Origin of the sequence: Nonomuraea sp. NPDC049480, assembly GCF_044465905.1 — a bacterium.
Lineage (GTDB): Bacteria > Actinomycetota > Actinomycetes > Streptosporangiales > Streptosporangiaceae > Nonomuraea.
Genome location: NZ_JBITMD010000020.1, coordinates 27865 through 43572, shown reverse-complemented (window position 1 = coordinate 43572; position 15708 = coordinate 27865). Strand labels below are relative to the sequence as shown.

General features: G+C 68.7%; 18 protein-coding genes. 12 read left to right on the top strand and 6 right to left on the bottom strand.

Going from position 1 to position 15708, the window contains the following annotated elements; translation table 11 throughout:
- Positions 1-14 precede the first annotated feature (14 nt).
- On the bottom strand, positions 15-632 hold the full coding sequence (locus ACIBX3_RS42055) for a UdgX family uracil-DNA binding protein (protein WP_397126187.1): 618 nt from the start codon (positions 630-632) through the stop codon (positions 15-17).
- Positions 633-735: 103 nt separating this feature from the next.
- Here ACIBX3_RS42055 and ACIBX3_RS42050 point away from each other — a divergent pair, with 103 nt between their 5' ends.
- The 3 genes from ACIBX3_RS42050 to ACIBX3_RS42040 all read left to right on the top strand — a co-directional run bounded on the left by ACIBX3_RS42050 (position 736) and on the right by ACIBX3_RS42040 (position 4573).
- A complete protein-coding gene (locus ACIBX3_RS42050; RefSeq protein WP_397126186.1) occupies positions 736-1440 on the top strand; it encodes a metal-dependent transcriptional regulator in 705 nt (234 codons plus the stop codon).
- 123 nt (positions 1441-1563) lie between these two features.
- Complete coding sequence (locus ACIBX3_RS42045; protein ID WP_397126185.1) at positions 1564-3786, top strand: SpoIIE family protein phosphatase; 2223 nt, start codon at positions 1564-1566, stop codon at positions 3784-3786.
- A 16-nt stretch (positions 3787-3802) separates the two neighbouring features.
- Complete coding sequence (locus tag ACIBX3_RS42040; protein WP_397126184.1) at positions 3803-4573, top strand: alpha/beta fold hydrolase; 771 nt, start codon at positions 3803-3805, stop codon at positions 4571-4573.
- 28 nt (positions 4574-4601) lie between these two features.
- On the opposite strand, the gene ACIBX3_RS42035 is transcribed toward ACIBX3_RS42040, so the two are convergent.
- Positions 4602-4964 carry a MarR family transcriptional regulator gene (locus ACIBX3_RS42035; RefSeq protein ID WP_397126183.1) on the bottom strand — a complete coding sequence of 121 codons (363 nt, stop codon included), beginning with the start codon at positions 4962-4964 and terminating at the stop codon, positions 4602-4604.
- Positions 4965-4984: 20 nt separating this feature from the next.
- Here ACIBX3_RS42035 and ACIBX3_RS42030 point away from each other — a divergent pair, with 20 nt between their 5' ends.
- Entirely contained in the window at positions 4985-5407 is a 423-nt protein-coding gene (locus ACIBX3_RS42030; protein WP_397126182.1) for a MarR family winged helix-turn-helix transcriptional regulator, read from the top strand.
- Here the strand turns inward: ACIBX3_RS42030 and ACIBX3_RS42025 are convergent.
- Together ACIBX3_RS42025 and ACIBX3_RS42020 are read right to left on the bottom strand one after the other, a co-directional pair.
- Complete coding sequence (locus ACIBX3_RS42025; RefSeq protein WP_397126181.1) at positions 5404-5565, bottom strand: hypothetical protein; 162 nt, start codon at positions 5563-5565, stop codon at positions 5404-5406. The two genes, ACIBX3_RS42030 and ACIBX3_RS42025, sit on opposite strands and share 4 nt — an antisense overlap.
- 44 nt (positions 5566-5609) lie before the next feature.
- Entirely contained in the window at positions 5610-6755 is a 1146-nt protein-coding gene (locus ACIBX3_RS42020; protein ID WP_397126180.1) for an acyl-CoA dehydrogenase family protein, read from the bottom strand.
- Between the two features lie 232 nt (positions 6756-6987).
- Here ACIBX3_RS42020 and ACIBX3_RS42015 point away from each other — a divergent pair, with 232 nt between their 5' ends.
- From ACIBX3_RS42015 to ACIBX3_RS41990, 6 genes are all read left to right on the top strand, one after another.
- Entirely contained in the window at positions 6988-8331 is a 1344-nt protein-coding gene (locus ACIBX3_RS42015; protein ID WP_397126179.1) for a hypothetical protein, read from the top strand.
- Entirely contained in the window at positions 8331-9122 is a 792-nt protein-coding gene (locus ACIBX3_RS42010; protein WP_397126178.1) for a class F sortase, read from the top strand. The genes ACIBX3_RS42015 and ACIBX3_RS42010 overlap by 1 nt, the downstream gene beginning before the upstream one ends.
- Before the next feature lie 125 nt (positions 9123-9247).
- Positions 9248-10132 carry a hypothetical protein gene (locus tag ACIBX3_RS42005; RefSeq protein WP_397126176.1) on the top strand — a complete coding sequence of 295 codons (885 nt, stop codon included), beginning with the start codon at positions 9248-9250 and terminating at the stop codon, positions 10130-10132.
- 5 nt (positions 10133-10137) lie between these two features.
- A complete protein-coding gene (locus ACIBX3_RS42000; protein WP_397126175.1) occupies positions 10138-10908 on the top strand; it encodes a class F sortase in 771 nt (256 codons plus the stop codon).
- 35 nt (positions 10909-10943) lie between these two features.
- The gene (locus tag ACIBX3_RS41995; protein WP_397126174.1) at positions 10944-11597 is read left to right on the top strand and encodes a hypothetical protein; all 654 of its coding nucleotides are present in this window, start codon (positions 10944-10946) and stop codon (positions 11595-11597) included.
- A 121-nt stretch (positions 11598-11718) separates the two neighbouring features.
- Positions 11719-12864 carry an acetyl-CoA C-acetyltransferase gene (locus ACIBX3_RS41990; RefSeq protein ID WP_397126173.1) on the top strand — a complete coding sequence of 382 codons (1146 nt, stop codon included), beginning with the start codon at positions 11719-11721 and terminating at the stop codon, positions 12862-12864.
- Between the two features lie 66 nt (positions 12865-12930).
- Here ACIBX3_RS41990 and ACIBX3_RS41985 read toward each other — a convergent pair whose 3' ends face one another.
- Both ACIBX3_RS41985 and ACIBX3_RS41980 read right to left on the bottom strand, forming a co-directional pair.
- Complete coding sequence (locus tag ACIBX3_RS41985; RefSeq protein ID WP_397126172.1) at positions 12931-13071, bottom strand: hypothetical protein; 141 nt, start codon at positions 13069-13071, stop codon at positions 12931-12933.
- A gap of 247 nt (positions 13072-13318) precedes the next feature.
- On the bottom strand, positions 13319-14482 hold the full coding sequence (locus ACIBX3_RS41980; RefSeq protein ID WP_397126171.1) for a transcriptional regulator: 1164 nt from the start codon (positions 14480-14482) through the stop codon (positions 13319-13321).
- A 241-nt stretch (positions 14483-14723) separates the two neighbouring features.
- Here ACIBX3_RS41980 and ACIBX3_RS41975 point away from each other — a divergent pair, with 241 nt between their 5' ends.
- Both ACIBX3_RS41975 and ACIBX3_RS41970 read left to right on the top strand, forming a co-directional pair.
- On the top strand, positions 14724-15128 hold the full coding sequence (locus ACIBX3_RS41975) for a hypothetical protein (protein WP_397126169.1): 405 nt from the start codon (positions 14724-14726) through the stop codon (positions 15126-15128).
- Positions 15125-15574, top strand: coding sequence for a hypothetical protein (locus ACIBX3_RS41970; RefSeq protein ID WP_397126168.1), 450 nt, complete (start codon positions 15125-15127; stop codon positions 15572-15574). The genes ACIBX3_RS41975 and ACIBX3_RS41970 overlap by 4 nt, the downstream gene beginning before the upstream one ends.
- Positions 15575-15708 lie beyond the last annotated feature (134 nt).

Here is a 15708-nt window from a genome sequence, read left to right as displayed (position 1 = left end):
CGGCTGAAGGCCGGCTAAGCCGCTCGGGCCGCCGCCTGGAGGTCGGCGAGGAAGCCCGCGTAGGCCGCGTCCCTGTCCGGCGCGCGCAGCACGGCCGACGGGTGGATGGTGGCCACGGCGAGGGCGTCGCCGAGCGGCACCGGCTCGCCCCGGCTCCGCGTCACCCGGAACTCCCGTCCCAGCAGCGCCCGAGCGGCCGTCGCGCCCAGCACCACGACCACCCGCGGCGCCACCACGGCCAGCTCGGCGTCCAGCCACGGATGGCACGCCTCGATCTCGGCGGCCGTCGGCTTCTGGTGGATCCGCCGCTTGCCCCTGAGCGTGAAGGAGAAGTGCTTGACCGCGTTCGTCACATAGACGTCGTCGCGCGCGATCCCCGCCTCCGCCAGCCCTTTGTCCAGCACACGGCCCGCGGGCCCGACGAACGGATGCCCCTGGCGGTCCTCCTGGTCCCCGGGCTGCTCGCCCACCAACATGAACCTCGCCTGCCGCGGGCCCTCGCCGAAGACCGTCTGCGTGGCGTTCCTGTAGAGACCGCAGCCTTCGCAGCAGGCCGCCGCGCTCCGCAACGCATCCAGGTCCAGCCGGTCGGGAAGGAAGTCGGCCGCACTGGTGTTGCCGTCCTTAGCCATTGTCGGTCGTTCTCCCAATAGGGTTCCTGTTGACCAATGTGCCCGAGGCGGACGTGCTCAGTCCCCACTACGACCGGCGTAACATTCAGTTGGGAGGACTGTCTTGACCGCACACGGCCTGATCGACACGACGGAGATGTATCTCCGGACGATTTACGAGCTAGAGGAGGAGGGCATCGTCCCCCTTCGCGCTCGGATCGCCGAGCGCCTGCAGCAGAGTGGCCCCACGGTGAGCCAGACCGTCGCGCGCATGGAGCGCGACGGCCTCGTCCGCGTCGAGGGTGACCGGCACCTGTCCATGACCGAGCTCGGCCGCCAGCTCGCCACCCGTGTGATGCGCAAGCACCGGCTCGCCGAGTGCCTGCTGACACAGGTGATCGGGCTCCCCTGGGAAGAGGTGCACATCGAGGCGTGCCGTTGGGAGCACGTCATGTCGGAGTCGGTCGAGGCGCGGCTGGTGACGCTGCTCGACAACCCCACGGTGTGCCCGCACGGCAACCCGATCCCCGGGCTCGCCGAGCTGGGCGCCAAGGAGCCCGCCGAATCCGGGGCCGACGCGTTGACCTCGATGTGCGACCTCGCAGGACCGAGAGGTATACCCGTCGTCGTCCGGCGAATTAGCGAACAAGTGCAAAGTGATCCCGCTGTGATGCTTAAACTCAAGCAAGTTGGGATACAACCCGGACGCGAGGTCACGCTCGCGGCGAGCGACGACGGTGTGCGGGTGACAGGTGACGGTGACGCGAACGACACTCCCGCGGAGCTTCCGCGCGATGTTGCCGCGCACGTTTTTGTCTCCAAGCGCTGACGCGCGCGTAGCGGCACGGTTGAATCCCTCCTGGGAGGCCCTCCACTCTCCCCTGGCCAAGACTGTTGCAGGAGCGCCCGTGGTCTTGTTTGCGTGCTCGCCACCCCGAGGAGTGGTCTCCGGATGAAGCGATGGGGGGATCTGTCACAGGATGCGGCTGATCACCTTGCGGCCGGATCCGTGCTGGACCACGCTGAGATGGCGGTGGTCGTCACCGACCGTTTCAGCAACCTCCTCTACTCCAACCCTTTCGCCGAAAAGCTCTTCGGCCACGCGGGCAGGACCCCGACCAGGGAAACGTCGGTCCTCTCCCTCGGGATCATGGAGAAGGACCACCCGCTGGCGATCGAGCTGGCCAAGCACGTGCTCAAGGGCGGCGTGTGGGAGGGCACGTTCGACGTCAAGCGCGGCGACGGCACCATCATCTACGTCCGCGCCCAGGCCGTGCCGCTGCGTCACCCGTCGGGCGCGGTGACGGGCATCGTCATCATGGCCCGCGAGGCGCTGCGCAGCAACGAGCGGGAAAAGGACCGGTTCGGGCTCCTCGAGCGCATCGGCGAGCGGCTGGCCGGCTCCCTCTACGTCGAGGAGACGCTCAAGCGCGTCGCCGAGATGCTCGTCCCGCAGTTCGCCGACCACTGCTTCATCGAGCTCATGGAGGGCGACCGGCTCGTCCGCCGGGTCTCACAACACGTGCAGGGGTGGACGCCGCCGTCGGGCACATGGAAGCCGGTGGGCGCGGAGATCCGCTACCCCTCCGGCCACTACGCGGACACGGCACTGCGCCGTCAGGAGACCATCCTCGTCGAGGACTTCTCCACCAGCAGCTACCCGACGACCCATGAGAGCAGCGCGCGGCTGTGCGGCGAGATCGGCATGACCTCGGCCATCGTCGCCCCCCTGCTGGTGCGCGGTGAGACGCTCGGCCTGATGTACCTCAGCCTGTCCAACCTCACCGACCGCCGCAGCCCCCACTACGACGCCTTCGACCGTGACTTCGTGGGCGCCATCGCCACCCGGGTCGCCCTCGCGATCGACAACGCGCTGCTGTTCGAGGAGGAACGGCACACGGCGGAGTCGTTCCAGAAATACCTGCTGCCCCGGGCGCTGCCGCAGCTCGACGGCCTGCAGATCGCGGTGCGCTACTACCCGGCGGCCCCGCTGGCCTCTCACGGGCAGGGCATCCAGACCCAGGTCGGCGGCGACTGGTACGACGTGATCCCGCTGTCCGCCGGCCGCGTCGGCATCGTGATCGGTGACGTCGAGGGCAGGGGCGCCAAGGCCGCGGCCATCATGGGCCAGCTCAGGGCCGCGCTGCGGGCCTTCGCGCAGGACGACAAGTCGCCCGCCGACATCCTGGCCAGGCTCGACGAGTGGACCCGCATCATCGCCACCCCCGAGCAGGACGACGCCGGGACCGACGTGAGCATCCCGCCCATCGTGACCTGCCAATACCTGGTCTACGACGCCTGGTCCCGTCAGCTGTCCTTCGCCAACGCCGGCCACGCGCCGCCGCTGCTGCTGGTCGACGGCCAGTGCGTCGAGCTGGACATCGAGGAGGTCGGCCAGCCGCTCGGCGTACGCGCCAAGGGCATGCACGCCGACTTGGTCTACAAGGAGGAGACCCGCACCCTCCCGCCGGGCGCGGCGCTGCTCCTCTACACCGACGGCCTGGTCGACCGCAGGCCGGGGCGCGACGGCCGGATGCCGACCGACGCCGAGACGCTCGGCGTGCTCTGTGACAAGCTCGCCAAGATGTCGGACGCCGACGTCGAGCGCATCGCCGACGTCGCCACGGTCGCGGTGCCAGGCGAGATCGACGACGACATGGCGATCCTGGTCGTCCGCTCCAGCGACGTGGACCTCGACGTCGAGGAGCGCACCTTCCCCGCCCAGCCGATCATGGTCGGCGAGGCGCGCCGCATGGCGTCGGAGGCGTTCGCCGGCTGGAACGTGCCCGAGGAGCGCGCCGAGCTGGCCTGCCTGCTGGTCTCCGAGGTCGTCACCAACGTGGTGCTGCACGCCGCCGCCGCCGGCGTGCCGCGCAGGGATCTGGTCGTGGAGGGGCCGCCGCTTCCGTTCGAGGAGTCCTGGGACATGCCGGGCTTCGAGGACGAGGTGGTCGGCGACAAGGAGTTCACGCTGAGGCTGCGCAGGGGCGACGAGGCGGTCTGGGTCGAGGTGTTCGACCAGGACCTGCGCCTGCCCCGCATCCGCAGCGCGGGGGAGAACGACGAGGGCGGGCGCGGCCTCTACCTCGTCGACCAGTTGGCCAGACGCTGGGGCTCGCGACCCACCAGGGAAGGCAAAGCCGTCTGGTTCGAGATTCCCACGCGCGGCAGGTGAGTGGTCTACTGGCGCCATGGAGCTGGCCTTCGAACGACGGGGCACCGGCCCGCCGCTGATTCTCATCCACGGCATCGGCCACCACTGGCAGGCCTGGTTGCCGGTGATGGACCGCCTGGCCGTCTCACGTACGGTGATCGCGGTGGACCTGCCCGGCTTTGGGGTGTCACCAGGGTTGCCCGACCCCATCCCGTACACCGCCGAGTCGCTGGCCGACGCGGTCGAGTCGTTCTGCGCGCTGCTCGGCATCCGTGAGCCGGACGTGGTGGGCAACTCGCTCGGCGGTTACCTCGCGCTGGAGCTGGCCGCGCGCGGTGTCGTACGAACGGCCACCGCGCTGTCGCCCGCCGGCTTCTGGTCCCGCTCCGAGCTGCTCTACTGCCAGAGCGTGCTGCGCGCGCTGCGGGCCACGGCCCGCTCGCTGCCGCCCGATCAGGCCGTCCGCGTGGCGGAAAACCCGTTCCTGCGGGCCGTGTCCGCAGGGCTGCTGGTCGCCCACCCGTCCAGGCTGGAGCCGGCCGCGCTGGTCGCGGCCACCCAGGCGCTGGCCGCGTCGAGCGGCTTCGACGAGACGCTGGAGGCGTTCTCCGGGGTGATGCCGCCCGCGCCGCCCAAGGCGCCGATCACGATCGCCTGGGGCGAGCACGACCGGCTGCTGCCGCGCCGCCAGGCGGTGCGTGCTGCCCGTTGGTCGGGTCAGCGGGTCAAGCTGCTGAAGGGCTGCGGGCACGTGCCGATGAGCGACGACCCTGAGCTCGTGGCCCGCGTCATTCTGGAGGGCGCGTAGTGCTGGAGGACGGGGGCCACCGAGCAGCCTAAGCCGCGGAGTGCTCCAGGTTGGCGGCCATGCGGCGGAGGACGTCGACGGTCGCCTGATACTCCTCCGGGGTCACGCCCTCGCTCACCCGCCGCCTGAAGCGGGCCACCCGCTCGGCGATCTCCGTGTGCGCGGCCCGGCCCGCCTCGGTGATCCGGCTGTCGGCCAGCCATCCCCGGGCGGTGAGCCGCTCCACGGCCTCGTTCACCCCGTCGAACGGTTCCAGCTCGTCCGGCCGGGCGCCGTGCGCGGTGGTGTTGAGCACCTGCCACTCACGCCGGGACATCTGCAGCGCTTCGTCCATGCTGGCTTCCAGCAGCGTGTCCAGATTCTTCAGCCAGTAGCCGATCTGCTTCTCCATGCATGTACAATAGCAACTATATGTATAAAGACAAGGAAATTGCGGCGATCGAGCGGGCGATGGTCGCCATCAGGCGCAGGCAGAGCCGGCGCGTGCTCGCGAAGACCCAGGGTGCCGGGCCCGAATTCGACGTGCTCGACGTGATCGAGGGCGCGCGCGAGCCCGTCACCGTGACCGCGGTCGCGGAGGCCTTGAGCGTGGACCAGCCGCGGGCGAGCAGGCTGGTCACGGCGGCCGTGGCGGCGGGCGTGGTCAGGCGGGAGGCTGACCAGGGTGACGGGCGCAGGTCCTGTCTCGTGCTGACCGACGCCGGGCGGGCGGCACTGGAGCAGGCCCACCGGGCGAGACGGGAGACGTTCGCGGCGGCGACGGAGGGTTGGTCGGCGGCCGAGCGAGCGGAGTTCGCCCGGCTGCTCACCCGCTTCGTCGAGGCGATCCGTTAGAGCTTGGTCTGGCCCCAGACGAGCAACATGGCGATGATGAACACGATCATCACGCCGGCATAGCCCACGGGCCCCAGGCGGAACGCTCGGCGCACGCGGTTGAGCCCCCAGGCGACGAGCAGCGCCAGGAAGACCAGGAGGATCAGGCCGCCGTCCATGCTGTCCAGTATGCGACGTCCGGCGGCTTCCCGCGCGGCATGGGTCAGAACCCGAATGACCGGCCGATGATCTCCTTCATGATCTCGGTGGTGCCGCCGTAGATCGTCTGGACGCGACTGTCCAGCCACGCCTTGGCGACCGGGTACTCCGTCATGTAGCCGTACCCGCCGTGGAGCTGGAGGCAGCGGTCGATGACCTTGGTCTGCAGCTCGGTCGTCCACCACTTGGCCTTGGCCGCGTCCACCACGGTCAGCTGTCTGGCGTTGAGCGCCAGGATGCACTTGTCGACGTAGTGGCGGGCGATCTCCGTCTCGGTGGCCAGCTCGGCCAGGACGAACCGGGTGTTCTGGAAGGAACCGATGTTGCGGCCGAAGGCCTGGCGGGTCTTGCAGTACTCGATGGTCTGCTCCAGCACGGCCTCCGCCGCGGCCACCGCCGCCACCGCGATCGACAGGCGCTCCTGCGGCAGGTTGTTCATGAGCTGGAAGAAGCCCTCGCCGTCGGCCGGGCCGAGGCGGTTGGCGACGGGAACGCGGACGTTCTCGAAGAACAGCTCGGCCGTGTCCTGGGCCTTCATGCCGACCTTGTCGAGGTTGCGCCCGCGGCTGAACCCCTCCATGCCCCGCTCCACGACGACCAGCGTCGTGCCCCTGGCGCCCGCCTCCGGGTCCGTCTTGGCCACCACGACCACCAGGTCGGCGTTGATGCCGTTGGTGATGAACGTCTTCTGCCCGTTGACCACGTAATGATCGCCCTGGCGGACGGCCGTGGTCCTGATCCCCTGGAGGTCACTCCCGGCGCCCGGCTCGCTCATCGCGATCGCGGTGATCAGCTCGCCGCTGACGAAGCCGGGCAGCCACCGCTGCTTCTGCTCGTCGTCGGTCAGATCGACGACGTACGGCGCCATGACGTCGTTGTGCAGCGAGAACCCGAGCCCGGTCGCGCCGTGCCTCATGATCTCCTCGACGATCACCGTGTTGTACCGGAAGTCCGTGATGCCGGCGCCGCCGTACTCCTCGGGGACCGAGAACCCGAACATGCCCAGTTCTCCGGCCTTCTTCCAAGCCTCGCGCGGGACGACGCCGTCCTTCTCCCACTGCGCGTGGTGCGGAACGACCTCGCGGGCCATGAATTCGCGCACGGTGTCCCTGAAGAGAAGGTGCTCCTCGTCGAAGAGGTCTCGCTGCATCGGTCGCCTCCAAGCAGGTGTGATGCACGCCAGAATACGATTCTGCTATTGCCTGTGGACACGGGTTCATCACAAGTGCTGGAAGATGCGGGATTCGGTATGTGTTGCGGGTGTTTTCGACTCTAGGATCTACCCTCGGTCTATTTGTGGGTGATCGGAGTCTCCCGTGAGTCGGTGGCGCAACGCGTTGATCGCCGCATCGGTCGGTTCTGCGGCGACGTTAGGTCTTGTCGTGTTGCCGAACGTACCAGCATCGGCGGCGCCGGCCGATCTTGTCATCGACTATGAATGCACGCCGGTCGGAACCAGCAGCATCGTCAGGCACGGCCCGGTGCGGCTGACCACCAACCTCACCTTCGCCACGGACCTCATGGTCGGTGACCCGCTCAACTTCGCCTGGTCGCTGAACTACACGGGTGACGGCAGCCGGCTTCAGGCGCCCGGCTACTTCGGCACGGGCGGCCAGGTGCACGCCACCGGGAACGTCGAGCTTCGCAGCAGCTGGGTGGGCATCCTCCAGCCCAGGGGCAGCTCCGACCCGGAGGACGCGCTCCGTCCCGACGACCCCCTCGGCCTGCCCCCGATGCTGAACGACCCCGGCCTGACCAACAAGGCCGGCAAGATCAGGATCACACCGAAGAACATCGAGCTCGACTTCACCCCGCCGGACAACAGCGTGGTCATCAACGACGGGGAAGACACCGACAACCCGAGCGACATGAAGATCGTCTACAGCGGGGGCTGGGACTCGGTGGACGACCGTCCGAGCTCGGAGCACCACGTGCACAATGACCTGCACGAGACCACCACGATGGGAGCCTCCGCCGAGCTGAAGTTCGTCGGCACCAGCGTGGAGTACATCGGGCCGCACGACAAGGACGCGGGCCCGGTCGACATCTACATCGACGGCAACAAGCGGGCCACGGTGGACCCCTCCCGCGACGCCAACGACGACCCCGTCAACGACGATCTCGACGGCGGCCACACGCTGTGGACGTCGCCGGAGCTGACGTACGGTGAGCACACGATCAAGGTCCAGAGCGCCTCGGTCAAACCGGTGTGGGTGGACGCGTTCGAGGTGTCGACCGCCACGTCCCAGACGCCGACCGGCTACCACAGCGCGCTCTGCAAGCCGGTTGCCACGCCGGTGTCGATCGAGGTGACCGTGCGGGAGCGGACGAGCCCCACGGACACGGGGACGCCCACCGGCACCCCGACGACCCCAACGCCTGACCCGACGAACCCGACGAGCAACCCGACGGGTTCCTCCCCCTCGGCCAGCCAGACCCACGCGGCTACCATCGCGCCCCCGCCGGTCATCGTGGTCCCGAGAGTGTCGGGAACGGGCACGACCACGGCCACGCCGAAGACCACGGGGCCGACCGCGACCAAGTACGTCAGGGCTCAGGTGTCGAAGATCCCCAAGGGTGGCGTGGACAGCGGTGAGGCGCCCGATGGTCCGCAGGAGGCGCCGTACGGGCTGTTGGCCGGCGGGGCGATGTTGATGATGGGCAGTGCGGGCGGCGGACTGCTGCTGCGGCGGCGTAAGGCCGCGCACGCGGGAGGAGTGAACTGATGGCCGAGACCCCGACGCAGAAGACCCCCATGCAGAAGGCGATGCCGGGGCTGCTGATCGCCGGGTCGCTGGGCGGCATCGGCGCGATCATGGTGGGCCTGCTGTCGCTGGCACCCCCGGTCGACGACGGCTCGGGCACTCTCGCCGCGGGCCAGGACGAGCCGACCGCGGTTCAGATCGAGAACGCGGGCGCGTTCGTCCTGCCGGCCACGGTGGGTCCCGGCGGCAAGAACGCGCCGCTGACGCCTGCCCGACTGGACGCGCCGCCGCCGCTGGCGGCCCTCCCGGCCATCGCCCCGATCCCCGCGCCCAAGACCAAGGTCGCCAAGGCCAAGGCCAAGCCGACCCGCATCAAGATCCCCAAGATCAAGGTCAACTCCACGATCGGGTCGGTCACCGTGGACCTCAAGGGCAACCTGGGCGTCCCCCCGCTGAGCAGGCCCAACCGGACCGGCTGGTACCGCTTCTCGCCGGTCCCGGGCGAGGCCGGCCCGGCGATCATCAACGGTCACGTGAGCACCCGCAAGGGGCCGGCCGTCTTCGATCGGCTGCGGGAGCTGGCCAAGGGAGATCACATTTACGTGTACCGGTCGGACGGGAAGGTCACGCGGTTCACGGTGAGCGGGATCGAGCAGGTCAGCAAGTCCACGTTCCCGACGTCGCGGGTGTACGGGAACACGAACGACTCGCAGCTCAGGCTCATCACGTGTGGCGGTGTCTACAACAAGCAGGCGCACAGCTACACGGACAACATCATCGTGTATGCGACGTTGTCCAAGAAGAAGGGGTGAGGACGTAGGTGTGGCACAATCAGCGGTTTACCGGAAGTTGACAGGGACAGTTCGTAAGATCTCAACCAATCTGTGACCAATGGCTGGGATTCTGGCACGACTGTTGATACTGCGCTGAAATGGAGATGGAAGTGCTGACGTCAAAGGCGCGGCGCCGCCTCGCCCTCAAGACATCTGCCATGGCCGTCCTAGGCGCAGGGATTTTCGGTGGTCTGCCGGTGATGGCAGCCATCGCCGCCCCGGTGGATGTGCTGTACAGCTGCGGGCCGCAAGGGGGGACGTCATCATCGTCCGCCTGGTTCGCCATGGAGCTGAGGACTCCGGCCGGGGCCATCACGCCCAGCTCCACGGTGACGGTCACGTGGGACGTCCTTCCTCCGACTGGTGTGGCCTCGCATACTCCGGCACTGACGGCGACCGCGACGGCGACGCTCACAGCGGGCAGCACCATCGCGGCGGCGGGAACCGTGAGCCCGAGCGGGTCACCAGTGCCTTCGGCTCCGATCACCGCTGGCGGCGTTGCTACTCAGCAGGCGCTCGCGACGGTGACGCCCGGCGCCACCGTGTCCGTGCCGGCCATGGCGGTGGTGGTCACGCCCACCGCATCGGGGACCGTGGCCCTCAAGGGCGGTGGGTTCTCGCTCCAGGCCAACGGCGTCACCTATAACTGCGTGCCGGGCGCCTCCGGAGGTCCCTCAACCAACCTGGTCGTCGGCACCAGCACCGCCACAGGGACCGCCTCGAACACGGCGACCAGCACTGCGACCAACACCCCGACGACGACACCGCCCACGTCGAGCACCCCCAGAAACACCAAGACGACCACCGCGACGGTCACTGTGACCCCGACCGAGCGCAAGTCCAGAACCCCCAAGGCCGGCGCCGACACCGGAGCCGGTGGGGAGATGGGTCCCGATGGGCGGATGTTCATCCTCACCGGCGGCGCGCTGATCGTGGCCGCCGCCGTGGGCGGGCTCGTCATGCGTCGTCGTAACGTCACCCGGGGCTGACCGAAGTGTCCGGCTACTACCCGTACGGCGGCAGCGGCGGACCCGCACCCACGCCGCCCGACGACAAGGGCAGCACAGCGCTCAGAACCGTGCTGCTCGTGGCGGCCATCGCGGGCGTCGTGACCGTGGTCGCCGGTCTGGTGATCGTGCTGCGCTCCCCGGACGAGTACGGCCTCGCCTCGAACAGAGACGCCCTGACGGTGCAGGCGCAGCCGGACGGCAAGGCCACGGGGCAGCCGGAGCAGGCGCTGTTCCAGGCCGCCCCTGACGTGCCGCCGCCGCTGCCGCAGATCACCCCGGCTCCGCCGATGCTGCCGTCCACCCCCATCCGGATCGTGGTCAAGAGGCTGGGGATCAACGCGCCGATCAAGTCCGTCGGCCTGGCCAAGGACGGCACGATCGAGGTGCCGCCGCCGAACGACCCCAACCTGGCCGGCTGGTACCGGAACATGTCCACCCCGGGCGAGGCCGGTCCCGCCGTGCTGCTCGGGCACAAGGACACCAGGACGCGCCCCGCGGTGTTCAGTCCCTTGTTCAAGATCAAGAACGGTGACACCATCGAGGTCAAGCGCCAGGACGGGACCACGGCGGTCTTCACCGTCGGCGGCGTGGAGCAGGCGAACAAGAAGACGTTCCCGACCCAGCGGGTGTACGGGACGCAGGAGAACGCCCAGCTCCACCTGATCACCTGCGGCGGGACCTACGATCGGCGTACCGGGCACTACACCGACAACATCATCGTCTACGCGACGATGACAAGCTCCTACCGAAGCTGAAAAGCTGACCGAGCGCGGAGGCGGGCATGGGCTGGATGGCGAAGCGGAGACTGCGTACTGGCCCGACGGCGGCGCTGCCGGCGAAACCGAGTCCGGCCGAGCTGCTGCGCATTGTCCAGCTGGCCGATCCGGGCGCCAAGGCGGACGGCGACGACGTCGTGGCGACCGACGTCCGGGTCTGTGCGCCCGTGGAGGCGGAGCCCGACCTGGTGGGCGGTGAGCTGGAGAAGGTCTGGGCGGTGCGGGTGGCCGCCGAGGGGCCGCTGCCGCTGGACTTCTTCGACCGCTACCTCGCCGAGGGCATCGCCTTCCGGCTCAAGGGGCTCGCGGTCTGCCGGGGCGAGGTGAGCGATCCCTCAGACGTGGAGAACACGGGACCGGCGGTGATCCTCCCGGTACGGCCGACCGCCGAGGAGCTGGCCCCGCTGCTGGAGCCGCAGGAGGACGACGAGTTCACGTTCACCGCGGGCGACGTCAAGGCCGTGCTGGTGCCGCAGAAGGGCCAGCCGCCGGCCGTACAGGAGCTGCTGCCCTTCGCCACCGAGCTGACCGCGATCGAGCTGCGCGGGGACGAGCGGGTCAAGCTGGCGACGCTGGCCCTGGAGCTGGCCGACAAGCTGAACGGCCTGGTCGTGGACCGGTGGCGGTTCCGGGTGGACGTGGCGGAGGACCTTCTGCCGCCGGAGTAGGCGCGGAAATCGCCGCCTGTGGCCGGACCGCTGAACGCGGCCTGCCGTGATCGCCGCAGAACGTCGTTCTGTTGTAGTCTGCCCCTAGTAACCGAATAATGCTCGGTTTCGAGGAGGCACTGTGGCAGAGGCGTACATCGTCGGGGCGGTCCGCACCCCGGTCGGCAAGAAGAAGGGCGGCCTTTCCACCGTCCACCCCACTGACCTGGCCGCTCACACGCTGAAGGCGCTGATCGACCGCACCGGCGTCGACCCCGTCGCGGTCGAGGACGTCATCATGGGGTGCGTCATGCAGTTCGGCCCCCAGAGCATGGACATCGCGCGCAACGCCTGGCTGTCGGCGGGCCTGCCGGAGACCACCGCGGGCGTCACGATCGACCGGCAGTGCGGCTCCTCGCAGCAGTCGATCCATTTCGCCGCCCAGGGCATCTTGTCCGGCACGCAGGACCTGGTGGTGGCCGCCGGCGTCGAGTCGATGAGCGTTGTGCCCATGGGCTCCTCGATCACGGCCGCCCTGGAGAAGGGCATGCCGTTCCCGTTCGGCGACAAGTGGGTGGAGCGGTACGGCAAGCAGGAGATCTCGCAGTTCCGCGGCGCGGAGCTGATGTGCGAGAAGTGGGGCTACACGCGGGAGGTGCTGGAGAAGTACGCCCTCGAGTCCCACCAGCGGGCCGCCAAGGCCATCGCGAACGGTCACTTCAAGGACCAGATCGAGCCCGTCAACGGCGTCGAGGACGACGAGGGCCCGCGCCCGGACAGCACGCTGGAGAAGATGGCCGGGCTGAAGACGCTGAAGGAGGGCGGCCAGATCACCGCCGCCACCTCCTCGCAGATCTCCGACGGCTCCGGCGCCGTGCTGATCGCCTCCGAGCAGGCCGTCAAGGACCACGGGCTGCGTCCGCGCGCCCGGATCCACCAGCTCGCGCTCATGGGCGACGACCCCGTCTACATGCTGACCGCGCCGATCCCCGCCACGCAGCGGGCACTGAAGAAGGCCGGCATGTCGATCGACGACATCGACGTCGTGGAGATCAACGAGGCGTTCGCCCCCGTCCCGCTGGCGTGGATGCAGGAGCTCGGCGCCGACCCCGCCAAGGTCAACCCCAACGGCGGGGCCATCGCGCTCGGCCACCCGCTCGGCGGCACGGGAGCGATCCTGATGACCAAGCTCCTGCACGAGCTGGAGCGTACGGGCGGCCGTTACGGGCTGCAGACGATGTGCGAGGGCGGCGGCCAGGCCAACGTCACCATCATCGAGCGGTTGTGAGATGTGGAGCGCCGCCTCCAGGCGTAACAGGGGAGGCGGCGCTCCGAACTACCATCCCGGTAGTTGTCAGCGGCCCTTGGACGGGATGCGCCGGGGCGGCGCGATCGGACGCTGCGGCATCCGGGGCATCTGCCTGGGCACGGGCATCGTCTCCCGGCCGGGGAAGGCCGAGGTCTTCTTGCCCTTCTTGGCTGCGCGAACTCGCATAAGAGGCTCCTCTACGTAATTCACGACGCGGCTCACTCACGAAGGCCGGTCGGCATGCTCAGCTGCCGCGTCTGGATGGGCGGACGGACTGAAGCGGCGAATTACAGGTAAAGGCGCATGTCCATGACATTAGGACCCCACCGGAGCGCCGTGCAACCGAATTAAATCGGCGTGGCCAGCCAAGGACGTTCGCGGCGATCCGTGGCGTGGCTGGGATCGCTCACTTCCCGTGGCCGGACTCGGATGCTCATGGCCGGACAGGGTGGCTCACGAGGAGTTCTCGAACTTGCGGAACATCTCGATAGGGCTCCAGATGCTTGAGCACCACCTGTGCCCGCCGTGCGGTCCGATCGCTGGCCACATCCGCGGACAGGTCCAGCACCCGTCCCGCGGCGCGGGCCGCCTCCTCCGGCTCGTTCGCATCGGCCAGGGCTACGGCGAGCCACGACATGTATAGAGCCAGTTCCCGAGCGTGGGTGGCGTTGTAGCGCCGCAGGACCTCGGTCAGCAAGGGCACGGCGCGCAACGGACGGCGCAACTCGGTGTAGACGCGAGCTTCCATGACCTGGAGTTCATTCGCGTCCACCCAGTAGAGGTAGCCCGGGTCTTCCTCGCCGTTGTGGTCACTCAGGGCTGTTGCCGCCTCACCGAGAGCGCGCATAGCGTTCTGCGGCTGGCCTGCTCGCGCGTACGCCCATGCGAGCCGATCCCATGCCAGCGCCCTAGCCCGTGCAGGCACCTCAATCCCGGCCATGTCCACGGAGACCCGGCCAAGCGCCACGCCATCGCGGGGATCGCCGACGTTGGACACCTGGTACGCCAGGCAACCGATGAGGTTCGACTCCAGCGTGCGATCTCCGGCCTCGTGCGCGGCACGGATCCCGAGTCGATACGTATGCGCCGCCTGCTCATGCGCTCCAGCATCGCTGGCGATCCACCCTGCGATCTGCGCGAACTCCCCTATGGTGCCCAGCAGTGCGCGGCCTATCCCTTCGGGGAAGACGCTTCGATGGTAGGTTCGCGCGGCCGTGTCCAACTCACGGAAGGCGGGCCGGATGAGGTCCTTTCCCGCGATCACGTCATCGGCCAGTCGCAGGCCGTGAACCCGCGCCGCCAGATCGTCCACCGTGCTCTGGCCGAGCCGTCGCCCCCCAAGACCGCTGTGGGTGCCGAACCGCTCGGTCGGGCCGAGCAGGTCCGCGAGCACTTCGTCCGGCGTGCTCTCCGGCGTGACCTGCTTCTCGTCGAACAGGTCGGCCTCGTTGAGGTCGAACACGCGACAGTACAGCAGCCGGTACGGGTCCTTGGGCTGATGCCGGCCAGCCTCCCAGTCCTTGATCATGCGGACCAGGGAGTCCCGTTCGGGCAGCCGGACATGACCATCCGCAGCGTCGGTGAGCTGCCTGGCCACATCCCGCTGAGTCCAGAACCGCTCTCGTCTCATGGCCCGCAAGCGCGCGGCCCAGGTCGGTAGATCGTGCATCCGCATCAACCTCGGGCGACTCGGCTCCGCCTGTCTCCCCAAGTCTCCCCTACTCACACTGACGCCGGGGGCTACCTCGGAGATCTGATGAAGATGTCTCCATTAACGGGACCCGCAGGCGTTCGCACCGCCGTACGGGTCCCTGAACCGCACGTCGGAGGTGCGATCCATGGCACAGACTACGGCCACCCCGCCCTACGGGATCGAACAACCGCGACCGCACGCCGGAAGCCATCCAATGTTGAGCGCCGAGGCGGCTCACCAGCTCCGTGCACAGCTTCAGTCCCTCGACATCCCATCGGACGTACACGTCGGCAACGGCTACGACCTCGCGCTGGTCTCGGTCTGGGTCGGCCTCGTGGTGTGGTGCGACGGCGACTGGTTCTGGTGGCGCGCGGGCTGGGACGACAGGCGCAAGAGGGTCGTGTACGCCCGGCACCGTGCGATCGAACCGGCTCGGGCGGCTCGACGGGTGGCCTTCCGGTACGTCGATCTCCGCAAACACCATCCTCTCTCAGAGGTGGTGGATGATCTTCCCTCTTCCATACGACCCTCAGACGAGAGCCCTGAATGAGCACTCCCTCGTCGCTGGTGGGGTGCCGCGCAAAGATCGTGGACATGCTGCACAGCCCGGCGCGGACACGGGCCGTCGACAACTGGCTGCTGGGCCGACGCGGGACCGTGGTGGGCGTCCTGCGGAACGGGACCTTGGCCCTCGTCGAAGTCGACGGGAAGCCGGACGAGATGCCCGGCGGGGTGCGACGCTGGCCGGTCCACTGGGACGACCTGCATGTGCAGACGGTACAACCTGCGCCGCAGGAGCGCCGCACCACGTACCAACTGGGTTTATCACACACCGAACGGGATGCCGTGCACCATGCCGTACCGGCCAACCAGGAGATCAGCTTGTGCGGCAAGTCAGTGCACCCGTTGCCAGTCCTCGGCTGGTCCCTGTCGTTCCTGCCCACGGCCAAGCGAGCCTGTCCGACCTGCGTCCACCTGATCGAACGGGGCTCATAGGCGAGGCGGCGGCGCAGGCGGCCCTGTCAGCGTTACCCGATGCGCTGACAGGCCGACCGCCTAGCGTCGCCGCCGTGGTCGGCGCATCCCACGGTCACTCTTTGGCGCATCAGCCACGGTGCGTCGTGAGTCCG